The sequence below is a fragment of the Flavobacterium sp. 3HN19-14 genome (assembly GCF_051373205.1).
Lineage (GTDB): Bacteria > Bacteroidota > Bacteroidia > Flavobacteriales > Flavobacteriaceae > Flavobacterium.
This window is the reverse complement of sequence record NZ_JBPPZT010000001.1, coordinates 3,606,828-3,623,931: the sequence shown is the minus strand read 5'-3', so window position 1 is coordinate 3,623,931 and position 17,104 is coordinate 3,606,828. Positions and strand designations below refer to the sequence as shown.

Sequence of the window (17,104 nt, the reverse complement as noted above, 5' to 3'; positions counted from 1 at the left end):
TTCCCCATGGTTTGGCAAGAACGAATGGTTCATCCGACATCAAATTTACATCGAATACCGGTTGGCAGAACCACAGAATTGTTTCTCCGATTGACGGGAGTCCGGTTGGGTTAAGCGGCATCGCATTATACACGAAATCCGACGATTTTGCGATTGAACTCAATACGAAAGTCATCGGCAACGAATTCAATACCATCAAAATCATTACGCCCAAAAACGCCAATAGTTTTGATATTGCGACTGCGAAAAGAACGATTACGCTCGAATCAAACGTTCCGAAGAAAATCACGCACAAAATCAAAAGCGGACAGACAATTTCTGAAATTGCTGATAAATACAATGTTTCAATTGCCGAAATTAAGAAGGCAAACCGCCTGAAGTCAAATTTAATCCGTGCCGGGAAAACGCTCAAAATTCCGACTGATGAAATGCAGAAGAAAGCAATCCAGCGTTCAGAATTTATACCGCTCTCGATGGAAGCAGATATAAATTCCCATTTCTACAAAACTGACATAAGTCTTAATAAAATTTACCTTTTGCCTAATAAAAGTGAAAATTCATTTGCACTAAATGGCGTTGTGCTCGAAAATAAAAATTCCGGTGTCATTTACCACAATATCGGTGTAAACGGCGCAAAGCTTTCGGATTATAACAAATATCCAATGTTTTTTGAACAATTGAAAGCGCTTGAGCCTGATTTGGTTGTTATCGCTTTGGGTACAAATGAATCTTTCGATAAAATGACAGCCGCAGCTTACATGGAACAGCTTGCAGCTTTTATCCAAAAAGTAAAAGAAGAAAACGGTAACATAAATATTTTGGTCATTACGCCGCCGCCGTCAAATTTCAAGCGTAAATACCCAAATATTTTTGCGGCAGATTACGCCAAAAAAATTATTGATGGTGCCGAAGATGGTAATTACACCGTTTGGGATATGTACTCGCAAATGGGCGGATTGTTTAGCGTGAACCGCAATTTCCGTAACGGATTGATGGCCAATGACCGCGTGCATTATTCTAAATCAGGTTACGAAAAGCAAGGCGATTTATTTTCAGAAGCCATTCTGAAAGCATTTCAGGATTATAAAAATAGCAGGAATTAATGGGTTTAGCAGATTTACAGCATTGGTTTACCGGAATTTTCGGAAACGTTACACCGGCAGATGTAGAGTCGTGGTTTGTTTATGATCCGAAACACCCAATTTTATTCAATACACCAATATTCCTGTGCTTTTTCCTGGCTTTTTATCCGATATATATCATGTCGACAAAAGTAAAAACATTCCATTTCAGGAATCTTTATGTTTTTGCATTTTCCCTTTACTTTTATTACAAATCGAGTGGCATTTATTTCCTTTTATTGGTTTGTTCCGGCGTTGCCGATTACAATCTCGCCAAGCTTTTATACGAAGAAGTGCTCGAAGGTTACCGCAAATTTTACCTTGTCGTCAGCGTTATTTTAAACCTGACTTTCCTCGGTTATTTCAAATATTCGACGTTTATCGTAGAGAATTACAACGAGCTGTCCGGTTCGAATTATATTATTGATAAGGTATTGCTGCCGGTCGGAATTTCGTTTTATACTTTCCAGTCGATGAGTTATATCATTGATATTTACCGGCGTGAACTACAGCCGACAAAGAACATTTTAGATTATATGTTCTTCGTTTCGTTCTTTCCGCAACTTGTTGCCGGCCCATTGTACGTGCTTCCGAATTTATTCCGCAGATATATAAAAAACTGAATCTGACGCGTGAAGATGTCAACTCCGCACTTTTCCTGATCATCGGCGGATTGATAAAAAAGACTTTTATTTCCGATTATATTTCGCTGAACTTCGTCGACCGCGTTTTCGACGCACCCAATAGCTATACAGCTTTTGAAAACCTGATGGCGTCTTATGGGTATACAATTCAGATTTACTGTGATTTTTCGGGTTATTCAGATATGGCGATTGGAATTGCATTGTTGATGGGCTTCCGACTGTCGGTGAATTTCCGCACACCATATAAATCATCGTCAATTACCGAGTTTTGGCGAAGATGGCATATTTCGCTGTCGACATGGCTTCGCGACTATCTGTACATTTCGCTTGGAGGCAACCGAAAAGGGAAATTCCGAATGTATGTGAATTTATTCCTTACAATGCTGCTCGGTGGTCTATGGCATGGCGCATCCTGGAAATTCGTGATTTGGGGTGTTTTGCACGGAACGGCTTTGGTCATCGAAAGATTCTTCAAAGATTATCTTCGCTTGCCAAAAAATAAGCTGATTTGGTTCATAAGCGTAATCCTGACTTTTCATTTTGTGGTTTTCTGCTGGATATTCTTCCGCGCAAAGGATTTTACAACGGCTTTCGATGTGATTAATAATATAGGCCAGCTGCAATTCCACGTCAACGAATGGATCACTATTATTGAAGGCTACAGGAATGTATTTTTGGTAATGCTGATTGGTTATCTGTGGCATTTCCTGCCGTCAAAAGTTGTTGGTTTTATGAAATCGGCTTTTGACAATTGCCCGATTGTAGTGAAAGCATTAGTGCTGGCGCTGACATATTGGCTTATTTATGCGACTGCAACGAGCTGGGCCACAGCCGTTTATTTACTTCCAGTTTTAAATAATTTTTTTTTAGAGGTATCGTTTTGAAAATCAAAATTGTAAGGCGCGAAGCCTTGTGTTTTCTGATTTTTTTAACTCATTGTGTGGAATAATTTGCCTAATTTGACGTTCAATTACAATACACAAAAACCTTAATACTATGAAAAAGACCTTTTATTCAATCTTCGCTGCCGCAATGATTTTTGCGACAGTGTCGTGCAGTTCAGATGATGATAATTCGACGACATCGCCTGCACAAGTAACAGCTACCGTTACTTCCGGAACTTGGAAAATCACGCAATTCAATGACAGCGGAACCGACGAAACCGCTCACTTCACCGGCTACAACTTTACATTTGCTACATCCGGCGCATTGACAGCGGCCAATGGCACAAATAGCTACACTGGCGTTTGGTCGGTAGAAAGTGACGACAGCGGCGACGATGATAGTTCAAGTAATGATGTTGATTTCAATATCGCTTTTGTAAGTTCGGATAATTTTACAGAACTGACCGAAGACTGGCATATCCTGGAACGCACATCGACCAAACTACGCCTGCAGCACATCAGTGGCGGAAATGGCGGAACAGATTTGCTGACTTTCCAGAAAAATTAAAAAAAACTAAACCAGTCTGAAAAGGCTGGTTTTTTATTTAGAAAGTAATCTTTACACTCAGATTTGGCGTTCTTTTCAGTGAGAAAGTATTCACAGTTTCAATTGCATCGTCTGTTTGATTGATGCGGTAATAGCGGTTGATGATGTTTTTCTTATCGAATAAATTCAGAATTGCAAAACTGGCGCGCAAAGTGCTGTTTTTGTATAATCTCCATTGGTAAGAAGTTGAAAAATTGACCTGAAAATAATCGCCCAGGTTTTCATTATTAGGGTCGTTGTAATCGATTTGAGTGCCGTTCTGCAAAAGCGTTTCCGATTTAGGTGTTGTTACAGGTCTTCCAGTATGCCATTTGCTTCCCAAAGCGATTTTAAAGTTCTTGCGGTCATAAGCTGCTGCAAGCGAAAATGTCTGTGAGACATCGAAATTGCTCGCAAAATCCGGTAAATAATAGCTTACAAAATTATATTTGTTCTGGCTGAAACTGTAGCAAAGCCAGGTGTGAAAGTTTCCGAATTTCTTCTGCACCAATAATTCTGTTCCCAAAACAGAGTAGCTGCCGTTGAGCTTCAGGTATTCGAGTTGATTTTGAAACGATTGGCTGCGGCTCATAATGCCGCTGACTTTCTTATAAAAATTATCCAGTGTTACCAACCATGTTTTGCTTTTAAAGGTATAGCCTGCGGCAATCTGTCCACTTTTCTGGATGGGCTTGTCATCGTTGTTGGCCAATGTCCATCTTCGCTTTTCAATACCCAAAAAATCCTGCTGCAAATCGATGACCTGCGAAACAGTCTGGCTTTTCATTTCTCCGGAAATTTCAAAAGTCACCTGATCGGATAAGGCATGATTCAACAATAATCGCGGCTCAAAAATGAATAAGTTGAAGTCTTCAATATAATTAGAGCGAAGTCCGGCCTTTATATACGTTTTCCTGTCGGCAGTCTGCAAAATCGTTTCCAGTATAAGCGCGTGCGTCCTGAGAATATCCCGGCTGCGCCTTACAAAAAGAGGATTGTTGATTTTTTCATAATCAGTAATACTGGTTTCATTGTATTGGTAACCATTATTAAAACTGACATAATCGTTAATGATGTGGTGGTTTTCGATGCGCAACCCAATGTCCTTGATAGAATTCCGCTGGTTTAGTTTTTGGTCATCTTCAATCGCTTCATTCGTCGCATCAAGCTTGTAATAAGAATTGTATACATTGACATTGGTGCTGTTATTCTCATCCCAATTGGTCTTCCAGTTGATGTTGGCGCCAAAATTATGCTGTCTCAGGTCGCTGTCGCGCGAGGCGGTTTCCAAATCATTGCTCTGGAAAATATCGAGAAAATTATAAACACCGATAATGTCGAAAGCCAATTCATTTTTAGTGCCGATTTTCTGCTGGAATTGCGACGTAAAATCATAAAAATAAAATGTCTTTTTAGATTTGTAAGTGGTATTCTCATTCCCATTCAGGTCAGTAATAATGGTATTCTGGAAAATCCTGTCGCTGTAAGCGGTATAAGTCGGCGTTGCAAATATATCCGTGTAAGAACGCCTTCCCGAAAACATAAAAGACGATTTTTTAGACGTTTTTATCTTCGAATAAAATGCCGCGCTGAGCATATCTGTTTCAAATGCCGAATTGCTTCTTTCAATCGAATCGGTTTTGGTGGAAATTGCAACGACGCCTGAAACACTTTCGCCCAGAAAAGCGCTGCTGCCGTTTTTAGAAATGCTTACTTCCTGCGCCGGTAAAGGGTTGAATGCAGAAATCAATCCAAAGAAATGTCCGGTCTGGAACATCCTGACGCCATTCCAGGTGAATAAATTCTGATCATGTGTTCCGCCGCGAATGTTGATGTTGGAAATCGTTTCATCTACACTCATGATGCCCGGAATCTGTTGCATGGTTTGCAGGATATCTGGTGTTGTCAACCCCGGTAAAATTCCGTATTTCTTCGGACTCACACGAAATGTGCCGTCGGTCCTTTTAGAGATTCCCGTTGTGAGATAGCCTTCAATGGTGACTTCGCTGAGCAATTCCGGTAAACTGTCTCTTACGGGAACCGGTAATTTTTCTTTTTCAGGTTTCGAAATACTGATGGATTGCCCGGTAATAAAAGTAAAATTGAGTCCGGTTTTCAATTTCAGGTAATGCAGTTTCTGCATCAGTGAAAAAGTGGGTTTTGGAGGCTCTAAAGTAAAAGCCGCGACTTGCTCGTCAAGGTAGTTGAAAACAATTTTATTCTGTTGTTCAATGCTGCTCAAAATGACTTTCAAGGGCAAAGCAGTCCCGGTTTTTTGAGCCGAAACCGACTGAAAAACGAGCACTGCAAAAAACACGAATAAACATTTGTTTCGCAAGTCAATGGCAATTTAAAGTAGCATCAGATCTACGAAACCAGTTATTTTTGGGTCAGGACAATTTTGTCTTTTTTATCGAAAGCGTAAGTAAAACCATAGCTTTCCCCTAAAATTTTTATTGCAGTTTCAAGATCATTTTTCGGAAGAACTCCCGTAAACTTTTGTGAAGATAATAACAGTTTATTGTCGATTTTTATTGCGTAATCGCGTTCAATCTCACTAATAATGTCATTCAGCGGAAGCGAGATGATCCTGATGCCGTCCTGCATCCATAAAGGCTTATCCCCGTTTGTAGCAGTTGCTGTAATCGATTTCCCGTTTTCAAATACAACGATTTGTCCTTTTTCAAGCATTCTAAAAAGCTTGCCGTCTTTTGAGCTTACACAGACCTTTCCTTCAAAACATTCAACTTCAAAACGGTCATTCCTGTTTTTCACAGTGAATTGCGTACCTACAACAGTAACTTTTCCAAGGGCTGTATTCACATCAAAAGTTTTTCCTTTTGCGACTTTGAAGAATGCTTCTCCGTTGAGTTCCAATTGCCTGTTATTGCTCCAGTTCCATTTTTTGTACTCGATTTCAGAGCCTGAATTAAGAACGACTTCTGAATTGTCAGGTAAAGTAAATGCCGTAGTTTTTCCATTTAAGGCAAGTTGATCGCTTGTCGTGAAATTTCTCGCGCCGAAGAAAAGCCCCAATGCAATAACCAATATTGCGGCAACCCTGAAAATCCAGGTTGTCATCGGGATAACTTTCGTTACTTTTTTAGGACGCGATATGACATCGCGATACATCTTTTTATGGTCAAATTCCGGCGCTTTTAATGTCGCGGAATAAGCTGCAATCTTTTCGTATGTGGCGAATTCAGGCGTCTGGCGGAATTGCTGAAGTTCTTCTTCAGACATTTCGCCGGCAAGCCATCTGGCCAATTCATTTTCCTCTTTCATAATATTCCTTTTGCTTAGAACATTTAACTTAATAAAAACCCTACTATATATTGTCAATTTCTTTTCTCAGTGAAACCAGCGCGCCGTGAATGCGTTTCTCGACAGCCTTTACACTCAAATCAAGAATCACTGCGATTTCATGGTATTTCTTGCCTTCGATGCGGTGCAGCAGGAAGGCAGTTCGTTGTCCTTCCGTAAGATTTCCAATCGCTTTCTGCAGCTTTACGCGAAATTCTTCTTCTTCCAGAATGAATTCCGGATTTTGCGATGTAGCTTCCTGCGGTGCGGCATTCTTGGCATATTGCAAAACGACTTTCTGGTGCGCTATCTGATTCAGCGTGGCATTATTGGCAACGGTATACAAAAACGACCTCGCTTTTTCAAAAGGAACGCTCGCACAATTTTCCCATAATTTTATAAAAGCTTCCTGCGCGATATCGTTGGCCTGCTCTTCATTTCCGAATTTGTAAAATAAATAATTACGCAGTGTTTTGATGTTGCTTTCAAACAACGAAGAGAAAATATTTTCCCCACAAACGCCCTGCGATGAAGCCTTTTCAGCCATATTGATTTTTTGATTTCAGTAAAGATATGACTTTAGTTAACATCTGAAACATCAAAAACCCTACTTTAATTTTGCTCTTTTCGCTAAATTTTAAAAAATTATAGTAGGGTAAAATAGGACATGCCTGTTTTTAAATAAATACCATTGATTTTCCAATGAAAAGATACCTCAAGATAGTTTTTCCGTTATTGATTTTGGCAGCAGTTTTTATGTTTTCGTGCCAAAGTTCTGATACTGAAATTGCTGAGCAGAATCCACAAAATCTTACGCTTGCATCAGACCTTACCGGACTTCTGATCAGGGTTGCCAACAACACAACTGACAACGATTTTCCTATTGACAGTACCAATTGTGCTACGATTAAAATGCCGTACGCAATTTTCGTGCATGACCAGCAAGGAGATGTTGCAGTCGAATTTTCCCAATCAATTACCAACACCACAGAGCTAACAACAGCAAAAACTGTTATTGCTGGTCTTGAATATCCGGCTGATAATTTCTCACTGGTTTTTCCGGTGACGGTAGTTTTACAGGATGGGACAGAACAGGTTTTGCAAAACCATCACGATTTGCAGGTATTACGCGCCGGTTGCCAATCGGATCCAGGCTATGACAGCATCGCTTGCTTAAACCTTAATTATCCGATTACGATATTCAATTATGACAGCGATTTTCAGTTGGCGAATACTTATACGATTGAAAGCAATCTCGATATGCTTGGATTTCTGTACAATTTGAGTCCGGCCGATTATTATGCAATTGACTATCCGATTGCAGTGACAAAATCTGACGGACAAATAGTTACAATTAATAATAATTCTGAACTCAATGATGCCATTCAGGCTGCAATCGCCGAGTGTTTTCCGGTAATAAATCCGTGCACGAATCCGAATATATTAATGAGCGGCCTTATCGTCTACATGCCTTTTGCCAACGAGGCCAAAGATTTGATCAGTTTTGAAGATGCCATCAGGAATGATAATTTTCCGCTGACATTCGTAACCGACAGGGATGGCAATGCGAACGGTGCAATCTCGATGAGCGGACAGGAATTCGATGTTTTGAAAATTCCCGAAACCGACATGAACCATTTGAAGCAAAATGATTCGATTACTGTCAGCGTCTGGTTTCGCCAGCAATTGATTGATAATATTTCGCCAGACAGGATTTTTGAAAAGTCCAATGATTGCAACTGCGATTCGGGCTTTATTGTAGGCTATTCGACTGCACCTTATTTCGGACAATTCACACAAGGGATTTTTGATTCTGAATGGTCAAATGATCCGAATCTTTCCAATGATACGCAAAACTGGCACCATTTCGTTGTGACAGTTGCGCCCGGGAATGCAGTAAAATTATACCGCGACGGCGAATTGCGTTTCAGTACGATTATGCCGAATCTGAATATAGGTGAATGGTTCGGGAATTATGTCATCGGCAAACATTTCAGGGGATATGTTGATGATTTGAGGGTTTATCGCAAGACGCTTTCTGCCGACGATGTGCAGATACTGTTCAATCTCGAGGGCGATAACAATACATGTGTACAATAGTTAGTTGTTAGATAGTTAATTTAAGTTTGTTTGGCCAGCCTGAAAGGGCTGGTTTTTTTTGCAATGGGTTCAGGGTTTTAGGTACAAGGTTCAGGGTTGTCAGGAATCGTAATGAATTAGGAAATTATCTAATTCGCTAATTTTCTAATTCGCTAATTACCCTTATATTTGCAGCTTCAAAAACACCAGATTATGTTTGATAATTTAAGCGATAAGCTCGATAAAGCTTTCCATATATTAAAAGGACACGGAAAAATCACCGAAGTCAACGTAGCCGAAACTTTAAAAGAAGTACGCCGCGCCTTACTCGATGCCGATGTCAACTTCAAGATTGCCAAGGATTTTACGACCAAAGTAAAAGAAAAAGCGATTGGACAAGACGTTTTGACGACTTTACAGCCGGGACAATTATTGGTGAAACTGGTAAAAGACGAATTGACCGAGTTGATGGGCGGCGATGTTGCCGGAATCAATCTTTCAGGTGCGCCAACAGTGATTTTAATGTCAGGTCTGCAAGGTTCCGGTAAAACAACTTTCTCCGGAAAACTCGCTAATTTCCTCAAGACCAAAAAGAATAAAAAGCCATTATTGGTTGCCTGTGACGTTTATCGTCCGGCGGCAATCAATCAATTGCACGTCGTTGGTGACCAAATCGGCGTCGAGGTTTATTCTGAACTAGGGAATAACAATCCGGTCGAGATTGCCACCAACGCCGTAAAATATGCAAAAGAAAAAGGATACAATGTAGTCATTGTCGATACTGCAGGTCGTTTGGCCGTTGATGAAGAGATGATGGCCGAAATTGCCAATGTTCATGCGGCTTTAAAACCACAGGAAACGTTGTTCGTTGTCGATTCTATGACGGGTCAGGATGCGGTAAATACTGCGAAAGCTTTTAATGACCGACTCAATTTTGACGGCGTTATCCTTACCAAATTAGATGGTGATACACGAGGCGGAGCGGCGATTTCAATCAAATCTGTCGTCAACAAGCCAATCAAATTCGTCGGAACCGGCGAAAAGATGGAAGCGATTGACGTGTTCTATCCGGTTCGTATGGCAGAACGTATTCTCGGAATGGGAGACGTTGTGTCTTTGGTAGAAAGGGCTCAGGAACAATTCAACGAAGAAGAAGCGCGTAAATTACAGAAGAAAATCGCCAAGAACGAATTCGGTTTTGATGATTTCCTTACCCAAATCCAGCAGGTGAAGAAAATGGGTAATATGAAGGATTTGGTCGGCATGATTCCGGGCGCTTCAAAAGCAATGAAAGATGTAGAAATCGAAGACGACGCGTTCAAGCACATAGAAGCCATCATCCACTCGATGACGCCAGTTGAAAGAAGCAAGCCGGCAATCATCGATATGAAAAGAAAAACCCGTATCGCGAAAGGCTCCGGAACCAAGATAGAGCAGGTCAACCAACTGATGAAGCAGTTCGACCAGATGAGCAAAATGATGAAAATGATGCAAGGCCCAGGGCAGAAAAAACCTGATGAAGATGATGGGCGGCATGAAAGGAATGAGATAAAAAAATAGGTTTAGGGTTTAAGGTTCTGGGTTCAGGGACTTTAAACCCTAGTTTTTAACCCTGAACCCTATACCCAAAACCCTGTACCCATGATACTACTCGACGGAAAAAAAACCTCGGAAGACATCAAACTTGAAATTACTGCCCAAGTTGATAAAATGAAAAAAAATGGCGAGAAAGTACCGCATCTTGCAGCGGTAATCGTAGGTAATGACGGCGCCAGTTTAACTTATGTGGGCAGCAAGGTAAAAGCCTGCGAACGCGTTGGTTTCGAATCGACTATGGTGAGAATGCCAAGCACGACTTCTGAAACAGAATTACTGAAAAAAATCAAAGAACTCAACGAAGACGATAACATCGATGGTTTCATCGTACAATTGCCGTTGCCGGAACAAATCGATACGCAGAAAGTCTTAATGGCAATCGACCCAAGCAAAGATGTTGACGGTTTTCATCCGGAAAATTTCGGTAAAATGGCACTCGATATGTCGACTTTCATTCCGGCGACACCATTTGGAATTTTGGAATTATTAGAACGTTACGGTGTCGAAACCAAAGGAAAGCATACCGTTGTAATCGGCCGCAGCCACATCGTCGGAAGACCAATGAGCATTTTGATGGGAAGAAAAGGTTTTCCGGGAAATTCGACGGTAACATTAACACACAGTTACACTAAAAATATTGCACAAATCACAACCCAGGCTGATATCATAATTACCGCTTTAGGTGTTCCGAATTACCTGAAAGCCGAAATGGTTAAAGATGGAGCGGTTGTAATTGACGTAGGAATTACACGCGTTTCCGATGAAAGTAACGAAAAGGGCTACATCATCACCGGTGACGTCGATTTTGAGAATGTAAGTAAAAAGGTTTCACATATTACGCCGGTTCCGGGAGGAGTATGGCCAATGACAATTGCGATGTTGCTTAAGAATACGCTTTTGGCGCGTGAACAGCGTAAAGAAGCTAGGAAATAAATTCTGTAAAAAATTAATAGTCTCCTTTTTTCTTGTAGTTAGGATCATCTTTTTTGATGAATTCTACTCTTCGTCCTGCTGGTCTATTTTCTGGCAATTTTGAGTCTTGTGATTTATTTTTGAAGATTCCGGTTTTTCTTTCAGGGGATTCGTTATTGTTATCGCGTTTCCGGGGAGCATCTTGTTTCTTGTCTCTTGAATCTTTATCCTGAAACCCTGAATCCTGGCGTCTGCGATTTGTCATTTGACTTCTTCCTTCCCTCGGCGCATTTCTTCTCGCACGGGCTTCACCGGAGAAGCTAGCTTCTTCAGTTTTTCCCGATGGTTCGATTAATTGATTCAGTTCGAGAATTTCAGCATCGGTCAAATCGCGGTAACGGCCAACAGGTACATCCAATGAAATATTAATGATGCGAATTCTTTTGAGCGAAGTCACCTCATAACCTAAATATTCACACATGCGACGGATTTGACGGTTCAAACCTTGCGTCAATATGATTTTGAAGATGTACTTGCTTATTTGCTCGACTTTGCATTTGCGTGTAATCGTATCGAGAATCGGAACGCCATTGCCCATTTTTTCAATAAAACGGTCGGTGATTGGCTTGTCAACAGTTACTGTATATTCTTTTTCGTGGTTATTTCTTGCGCGAAGGATTTTATTGACGATGTCACCGTCATTCGTCATGAATATCAAACCTTCACTGGCTTTGTCAAGTCGTCCGATTGGGAAAATACGTTTTGGATAATTAATGTAATCGACGATATTTTCCCGAACTTCAAGGTTTGTCGTACATTCAATGCCAACGGGTTTATTGAAGGCCAAATAAACAGGTTTTTCATTTTTCTCGCGGATGAGCTTTCCGTCAATGCGGACTTCATCATCAGGTGAAACTTTTGTGCCGAGTTCCGGAACGATGCCATTGATCGTTACGCGGCCTTCCTCGATATATTTATCGGCTTCACGGCGCGAACAGAAACCGGTTTCGCCGATGAATTTGTTGAGTCTTTTCAGGTTTTCTTCCATGGAGCAAAGTTAATGAGAAAATTAGCGAATTAACGAATTAGCGAATGAAATCACTGCTCCAATTCGCTAATTCGCTAATTGACACATTCGCTAATTCTCTAAAAAATCAGCAATTTTTTCGGTACAATTCGGCATCGTGCATGCTGTGTCCTAAGCCTTTCGTTTCAACGAAAACTGAATTTTCCCAGGAACCGGCGATTTTGCGGCCTTCTTCAAATGCCACAACATTGTCGTCGATGTCGTGCGCAATCATGCCTTTTAATTTCAATTTTTTGCCGAAATGCTTCCCTGAAAATTCCTCGATTTTGAACTGCAGTTTTTCCATGAAATGGTTTTCGAGTGAACTGACCATTTTAGAATTCAGGCTTAAAATGAGTCCGAAATTGGCAATCAAAGTTTTTAAATCAGAAGGAGCGCCCAGTAAAATCATCTTTTCGAGCGAAGGATGTTGGTATTGCGACTGGAAATAAACGCAGGCCGCACCGCCAATCGAGTGCCCAATCAGGTATTTTGGCTTGAATTTTTCGACCGCAACATTGATGAACTCTGCGTAAGCCGGAACGCTGAATTCTGCGCCACTTGCGAGTCCGTGCGCCGGTGCGTCAATCGCGATAATCGTATAGCCGGATTTTTGCAAATGCGGAATCAGTTGTTCCCAGCGTGAAGCATTACTTTCCCAACCGTGAACCAGCAGAACGGTCTTGTCGTTGCCGTTCCATTTGTAAGCGGGAAAATGCTGGTCGTTGTAAAATAAGGTTTCGGTTTGGTTGCCGTGTAAAATTGGCGGCAGATTTTCAGGCGACAATCGTCCTGCTCTCGGGTTGCTGAAAAGCTTGAAAGCAAGTTCGAACGCTTTTTCAGGCAAAACGAAAACCAGCAGGTTCAGGTACAAACCTATTGATTTGGTGAGCAGCAGATATTTTACCTTTTTCATATAAAAAAAGCCTCCGTGAAGAGGCTTTCGTAATTATATATTAGAAAATAATTTTTCCATTTTTTCTTTTTCTTCTTCGGCCAGCGTGCTGTCGACTAAGATTCTTCCGGAATGTTCATCGGTGATGATTTTTTTTCTGGCGGCGATTTCAACCTGTGTTTGCGGCGGAATCGTGAAGAACGAACCTGCAGACGCGCCTCTTTCGATAGAAACTACTGCCAAGCCGTTTCTTACGCTGCCTCTGATTCTTTTGTAAGCAGTCAGTAAACGCGCTTCGATTTGTGCTTCGAATTCTGCTGATTTTTCAGAAAGGAAAGTTTCTTCTTTCGCAGTTTCTGCCATAATCGCGTCCAATTCAGATTTTTTGTGTGCTAAATGCTCTGTCTTTTGGTCAAGCTTTTCAGTAGAAGTGGCAACGATTTGTTTTTTGTATTCAATCGAAGCTTTCATTTCACGGATTTGCTTTTCAGCCAACTGGATTTCCAATTCCTGGAATTCTACTTCTTTGGTCAACGAGTTGAATTCGCGGTTGTTGCGAACGCTTTCCTGTTGTTTTGTGTATTTTTTAATCGATTCTTTGTGCTCGTCGATGGCGTTTTTCTTAGCTTTGATCTGGTCTTCGATGACGTCTAGATCTGCTTTAAGTTTTTCAGAACGCGATTTTAATCCGGCTACTTCATCTTCCAAATCTTCCACCTCTAAAGGCAATTCGCCGCGTACATTCCTGATTTCGTCAATTCTTGAATCAATCAACTGTAAATCATAAATCGCTCTCAATTTGTCTTCAACACTCAATTCTTTTGTAGTCGCCATATCTTATAAGTACTTAACGGGATTTGTATTTTCTTCTGATAAAATGAATGCAAAATTAGGCATTTTTTTCGTAAGATAATCAACAATATAATTTTTTGTATAACGCTCGCTTTCAAAATGTCCGATGTCGGCCAAAAGCAGTTGATTTTCGGCTTCGTAAAACTGGTGGTATTTTAAATCTGCGGTTAAAAAAGCATCTGCGCCGGCAGCAATGGCGTGCTTTATGGCGAAACTTCCGGAACCTCCGAGTACGGCAACTTTATGGATATTTTTGTTCAGGAATGCGCTGTGGCGGATGCCGTTCGCCTGCATTTTATCTTTTACATAATAGAGAAAATCACGTTCATTGTAAGTTGTAGGCAATTCGCCGATCATCCCGAGGCCGATATTTTGGTGTGTATTCTGCAAATCATAGATTTCGTAGGCGACTTCTTCGTAAATATGATTGGAGAAAAGCGCTTTCAGGATTTTTGATTCGAGGTGTTTTTCGAAAGTGACTTCGACTTTTATTTCGTTGGTTTGCGTCAATTCGCCTTTGTTTCCAACCGAAGGATTGCTGTTTTCATTGCCTTGATAAGTACTGAAACCTTCAGAATTGAAACTGCAATTGTCATAATTTCCAATAGTTCCGGCGCCTGCCTTGAACATCGCTTCGCGGATTTTTTGCGCGTTTTCGGGAACGGTGTAGGTGACTGAATTTCCGGATGAAATTCTGCTTCGGTGCCAAAATCATGGTATTTGTCAGTCCCAAAGTATCGCAGAAAATCTTGTCGACACCAAATTGGTGGTTGTCCAACGCCGTATGTACTGCATAAATCGCAATGTCATTTTTAATGGCTTTGATAACAACGCGTTCGACATAATTCTTTCCGGTGATTTTCTTTAATCCCGAAAACAAAATAGGGTGGAAACAGACGACAAGATTGCATTTTTTGGCAATGGCTTCATCAATCACGCTTTCCAGCGCGTCGTGGCAAACCAAAACACCCGAAACTTCATTATTTTTATCGCCAACCAGCAAACCAACGTTGTCGAAATCTTCGGCGTAGGCGAGTGGCGCCATTTCTTCGAGGACAGATAAAATATTAGAGATTTTCATATAACACAAATTGCACGAATTGGCACAAATTTTTGATTAAGTTTAAAAAAGTTGTGCCAAGCGGATTAATTTTTCAAAGATAAATAATAATAAACAGAATCGAAGCGAAACTAATTCGTGCCAGTTCGTGCAATTCGTCTTAATTTTTTTACTTTCGTAAAATGCTTTTCCTGCGAAAAATACTTTTCCCGTTTGCCGTATTATATGGCTGGATTACGGGTTTTCGCAATTTTCTTTTTGATAAAGGCATCCTGAAATCTTATACTTTTGACGTTCCTGTAATCGCCGTTGGAAATCTCAGCGTTGGCGGAACGGGAAAAACGCCGCAGATTGAATATTTAATCCGATTGCTTTCTCCGAATTATAAAATCGCAACGTTGAGCCGCGGTTATAAAAGGCAATCTCAAGGTTTTATTCTGGCAGGTGGTGATGATAATGCGAAAACACTCGGTGATGAGCCATTCCAGTACCATCAAAAATTTCCTGAAATTCAGGTTGCTGTTGATGCCGATAGAAAGAACGGTATTGAACAATTACTTTCCCAAAAAATAAAACCTGAAATCATTTTGCTCGACGACGCTTACCAACACCGGAAAGTGAAGGCGGGATTTTATATTTTGCTGACTTCTTACGGCGAATTGTATTCAGATGATTACATGCTTCCGACGGGAAATTTGCGAGAAAGCCGCTCTGGTGCTAAACGAGCGAATGTGATTATTGTGACGAAATGCCTCGAAAATCTTTCAGTATCAGAACAATCCGAAATTCGTAAAAAGTTGAATATTGCGCAAAACCAGCAATTGTTTTTCAGTTATGTACATTACGATGACTTTGTTTTCTCTGAAGAAATTCAGATTTCATTTAACGAAATAAGATCAAAAGAAAAGTTATTGCTTGCCGGAATTGCAAAGCCGAAGCCGTTTTTCAATCATTTGCAAAATGGAAATGATATGGTGATGGAATTTCCGGACCATCACGATTTTTCTGAACAAGATATTTCAGAAATTTTAAGCAACGCCAAAGGCAATCTGATAGTTACAACCGAAAAAGATTATGTTCGTTTAAAAGGCCGCATTCCCAAGACACAACTTTTCTACTTACCGATTAAAAGTGCCTTTATGAATGAAGGCGATAAATTTGATAAAACCATCACCAATTATGTGGAAAAAGTACAACAGACCGTTAATTACATCAAAGAAAAAACCAGTTTCACGCCTGAATATGGCGTCATTCTTGGCTTCGGATTAGGCAGTTTTACCGACGATATAAAAATCGAACATATATTGCCGTATCATGAAATCCCGAATTTTCCGGTTTCAACAGTGCAGGGCCATAAAGGTGCTTTGGTTTTCGGGACAATCGGAGACAAGAAGGTAGTGGCGATGCAAGGCCGTTTTCATTTTTATGAAGGATATGACATGAAGGAAGTCACTTTTCCGGTGCGCGTCATGAAATACCTTGGTGTAGAAAAACTTATCGTTTCCAATGCTTCAGGCGGTGTGAATGTCAATTATAAGGTTGGCGATATCGTCATTTTAAAAGACCAGATCAATCTTTTGCCGGAGCATCCGCTGCGTGGCGTTAATGACGAGCGTTTCGGCACGAGGTTCGTCAATATGAGCGAGCCGTTTTCTAAAAATATGATAGCTAAAGCGAAGGAACTCGCGTCACGGCTGAGTATTGAAGTAAAAGACGGCATTTATTTAGGACTGCAAGGCCCGACTTTTGAAACTTTATCCGAATACAGGATGGTAAAGATTTTAGGAGCTGATTGCGTCGGAATGTCAACAGTTCCTGAAGTAATCGTAGCACGACACATGAATCTTGAAACATTCGGGATTTCAGTAATCACTGATATCGGCAATGAAGAAAGCATCGAAAGCATTACACATGCAGAAGTACTTGAAGCAGCGCAAAAGTCAGAGCCGCTAGTGAGGAAATTGATTAAAGAATTGATTTTGAATTATTAGTTTGGCGACGCCCCTCGACTGCGCTCGGGGTGACAGTTATCAATTTCGAGTAGGAAAGTTTTTTATTATAGCAGATTTGTCACCCCGAGCGCAGTCGAGGGGCTTGTTATAAAAC

General features: G+C 40.8%; 11 protein-coding genes and 4 pseudogenes. 8 read left to right on the top strand and 7 right to left on the bottom strand.

The window, feature by feature from the left end:
* Positions 1-11: 11 nt before the first annotated feature.
* The 3 genes and pseudogenes from ACSLFW_RS19595 (at position 12) to ACSLFW_RS19585 (ending at position 3,217) form a co-directional block, all read left to right on the top strand.
* Positions 12-1,103 (top strand): GDSL-type esterase/lipase family protein, encoded by a 1,092-nt coding sequence (locus tag ACSLFW_RS19595; RefSeq protein WP_436557149.1) that lies wholly within the window; start codon positions 12-14, stop codon positions 1,101-1,103.
* A pseudogene (locus ACSLFW_RS19590) lies at positions 1,103-2,620 on the top strand (MBOAT family O-acyltransferase). Before ACSLFW_RS19595 ends, ACSLFW_RS19590 begins: the two are co-directional and overlap by 1 nt.
* A 141-nt stretch (positions 2,621-2,761) precedes the next feature.
* Complete coding sequence (locus tag ACSLFW_RS19585) at positions 2,762-3,217, top strand: hypothetical protein (RefSeq protein WP_436557148.1); 456 nt, start codon at positions 2,762-2,764, stop codon at positions 3,215-3,217.
* 37 nt (positions 3,218-3,254) lie between these two features.
* Here ACSLFW_RS19585 and ACSLFW_RS19580 read toward each other — a convergent pair whose 3' ends face one another.
* The 3 genes from ACSLFW_RS19580 to ACSLFW_RS19570 all read right to left on the bottom strand — a co-directional run bounded on the left by ACSLFW_RS19580 (position 3,255) and on the right by ACSLFW_RS19570 (position 7,085).
* Positions 3,255-5,552, bottom strand: coding sequence for a TonB-dependent receptor plug domain-containing protein (locus ACSLFW_RS19580; protein ID WP_436557147.1), 2,298 nt, complete (start codon positions 5,550-5,552; stop codon positions 3,255-3,257).
* Positions 5,553-5,614: 62 nt separating this feature from the next.
* Positions 5,615-6,520, bottom strand: a complete 906-nt coding sequence (locus ACSLFW_RS19575) for a FecR family protein (RefSeq protein ID WP_436557146.1) — start codon at positions 6,518-6,520, stop codon at positions 5,615-5,617.
* 43 nt (positions 6,521-6,563) lie between these two features.
* The gene (locus ACSLFW_RS19570) at positions 6,564-7,085 is read right to left on the bottom strand and encodes an RNA polymerase sigma factor (protein ID WP_436557145.1); all 522 of its coding nucleotides are present in this window, start codon (positions 7,083-7,085) and stop codon (positions 6,564-6,566) included.
* Positions 7,086-7,240: 155 nt separating this feature from the next.
* On the opposite strand from ACSLFW_RS19570, the gene ACSLFW_RS19565 reads away from it, so the two are divergent.
* The 3 genes and pseudogenes from ACSLFW_RS19565 (at position 7,241) to ACSLFW_RS19555 (ending at position 11,146) form a co-directional block, all read left to right on the top strand.
* Positions 7,241-8,638 (top strand): LamG domain-containing protein, encoded by a 1,398-nt coding sequence (locus ACSLFW_RS19565; RefSeq protein WP_436557144.1) that lies wholly within the window; start codon positions 7,241-7,243, stop codon positions 8,636-8,638.
* Positions 8,639-8,830: 192 nt separating this feature from the next.
* A pseudogene (gene ffh / locus ACSLFW_RS19560) lies at positions 8,831-10,169 on the top strand (signal recognition particle protein).
* Between the two features lie 89 nt (positions 10,170-10,258).
* Positions 10,259-11,146, top strand: a complete 888-nt coding sequence (locus tag ACSLFW_RS19555; RefSeq protein WP_436557143.1) for a bifunctional 5,10-methylenetetrahydrofolate dehydrogenase/5,10-methenyltetrahydrofolate cyclohydrolase — start codon at positions 10,259-10,261, stop codon at positions 11,144-11,146.
* Positions 11,147-11,159: 13 nt separating this feature from the next.
* Here the strand turns inward: ACSLFW_RS19555 and rluF are convergent, their stop codons facing one another.
* The 4 genes and pseudogenes from rluF to ACSLFW_RS19535 all read right to left on the bottom strand — a co-directional run bounded on the left by rluF (position 11,160) and on the right by ACSLFW_RS19535 (position 15,019).
* Positions 11,160-12,173, bottom strand: coding sequence for a 23S rRNA pseudouridine(2604) synthase RluF (gene rluF / locus ACSLFW_RS19550; protein ID WP_436557142.1), 1,014 nt, complete (start codon positions 12,171-12,173; stop codon positions 11,160-11,162).
* Positions 12,174-12,279: 106 nt separating this feature from the next.
* A complete protein-coding gene (locus ACSLFW_RS19545) occupies positions 12,280-13,107 on the bottom strand; it encodes an alpha/beta hydrolase (RefSeq protein WP_436557141.1) in 828 nt (275 codons plus the stop codon).
* 33 nt (positions 13,108-13,140) lie between these two features.
* Positions 13,141-13,920: a zinc ribbon domain-containing protein gene (locus ACSLFW_RS19540; RefSeq protein WP_436557140.1), complete on the bottom strand. Its 780-nt coding sequence runs from the start codon at positions 13,918-13,920 to the stop codon at positions 13,141-13,143.
* A gap of 3 nt (positions 13,921-13,923) precedes the next feature.
* Positions 13,924-15,019, bottom strand: a pseudogene (locus ACSLFW_RS19535) (Nif3-like dinuclear metal center hexameric protein).
* Between the two features lie 161 nt (positions 15,020-15,180).
* Here ACSLFW_RS19535 and lpxK point away from each other — a divergent pair.
* A pseudogene (gene lpxK / locus ACSLFW_RS19530) lies at positions 15,181-16,164 on the top strand (tetraacyldisaccharide 4'-kinase); the annotation flags it as partial.
* Positions 16,138-16,989, top strand: a complete 852-nt coding sequence (locus ACSLFW_RS19525) for a purine-nucleoside phosphorylase (protein ID WP_436557496.1) — start codon at positions 16,138-16,140, stop codon at positions 16,987-16,989. The pseudogene lpxK and the gene ACSLFW_RS19525, both read left to right, overlap by 27 nt.
* The last annotated feature ends 115 nt before the right edge of the window (positions 16,990-17,104 follow it).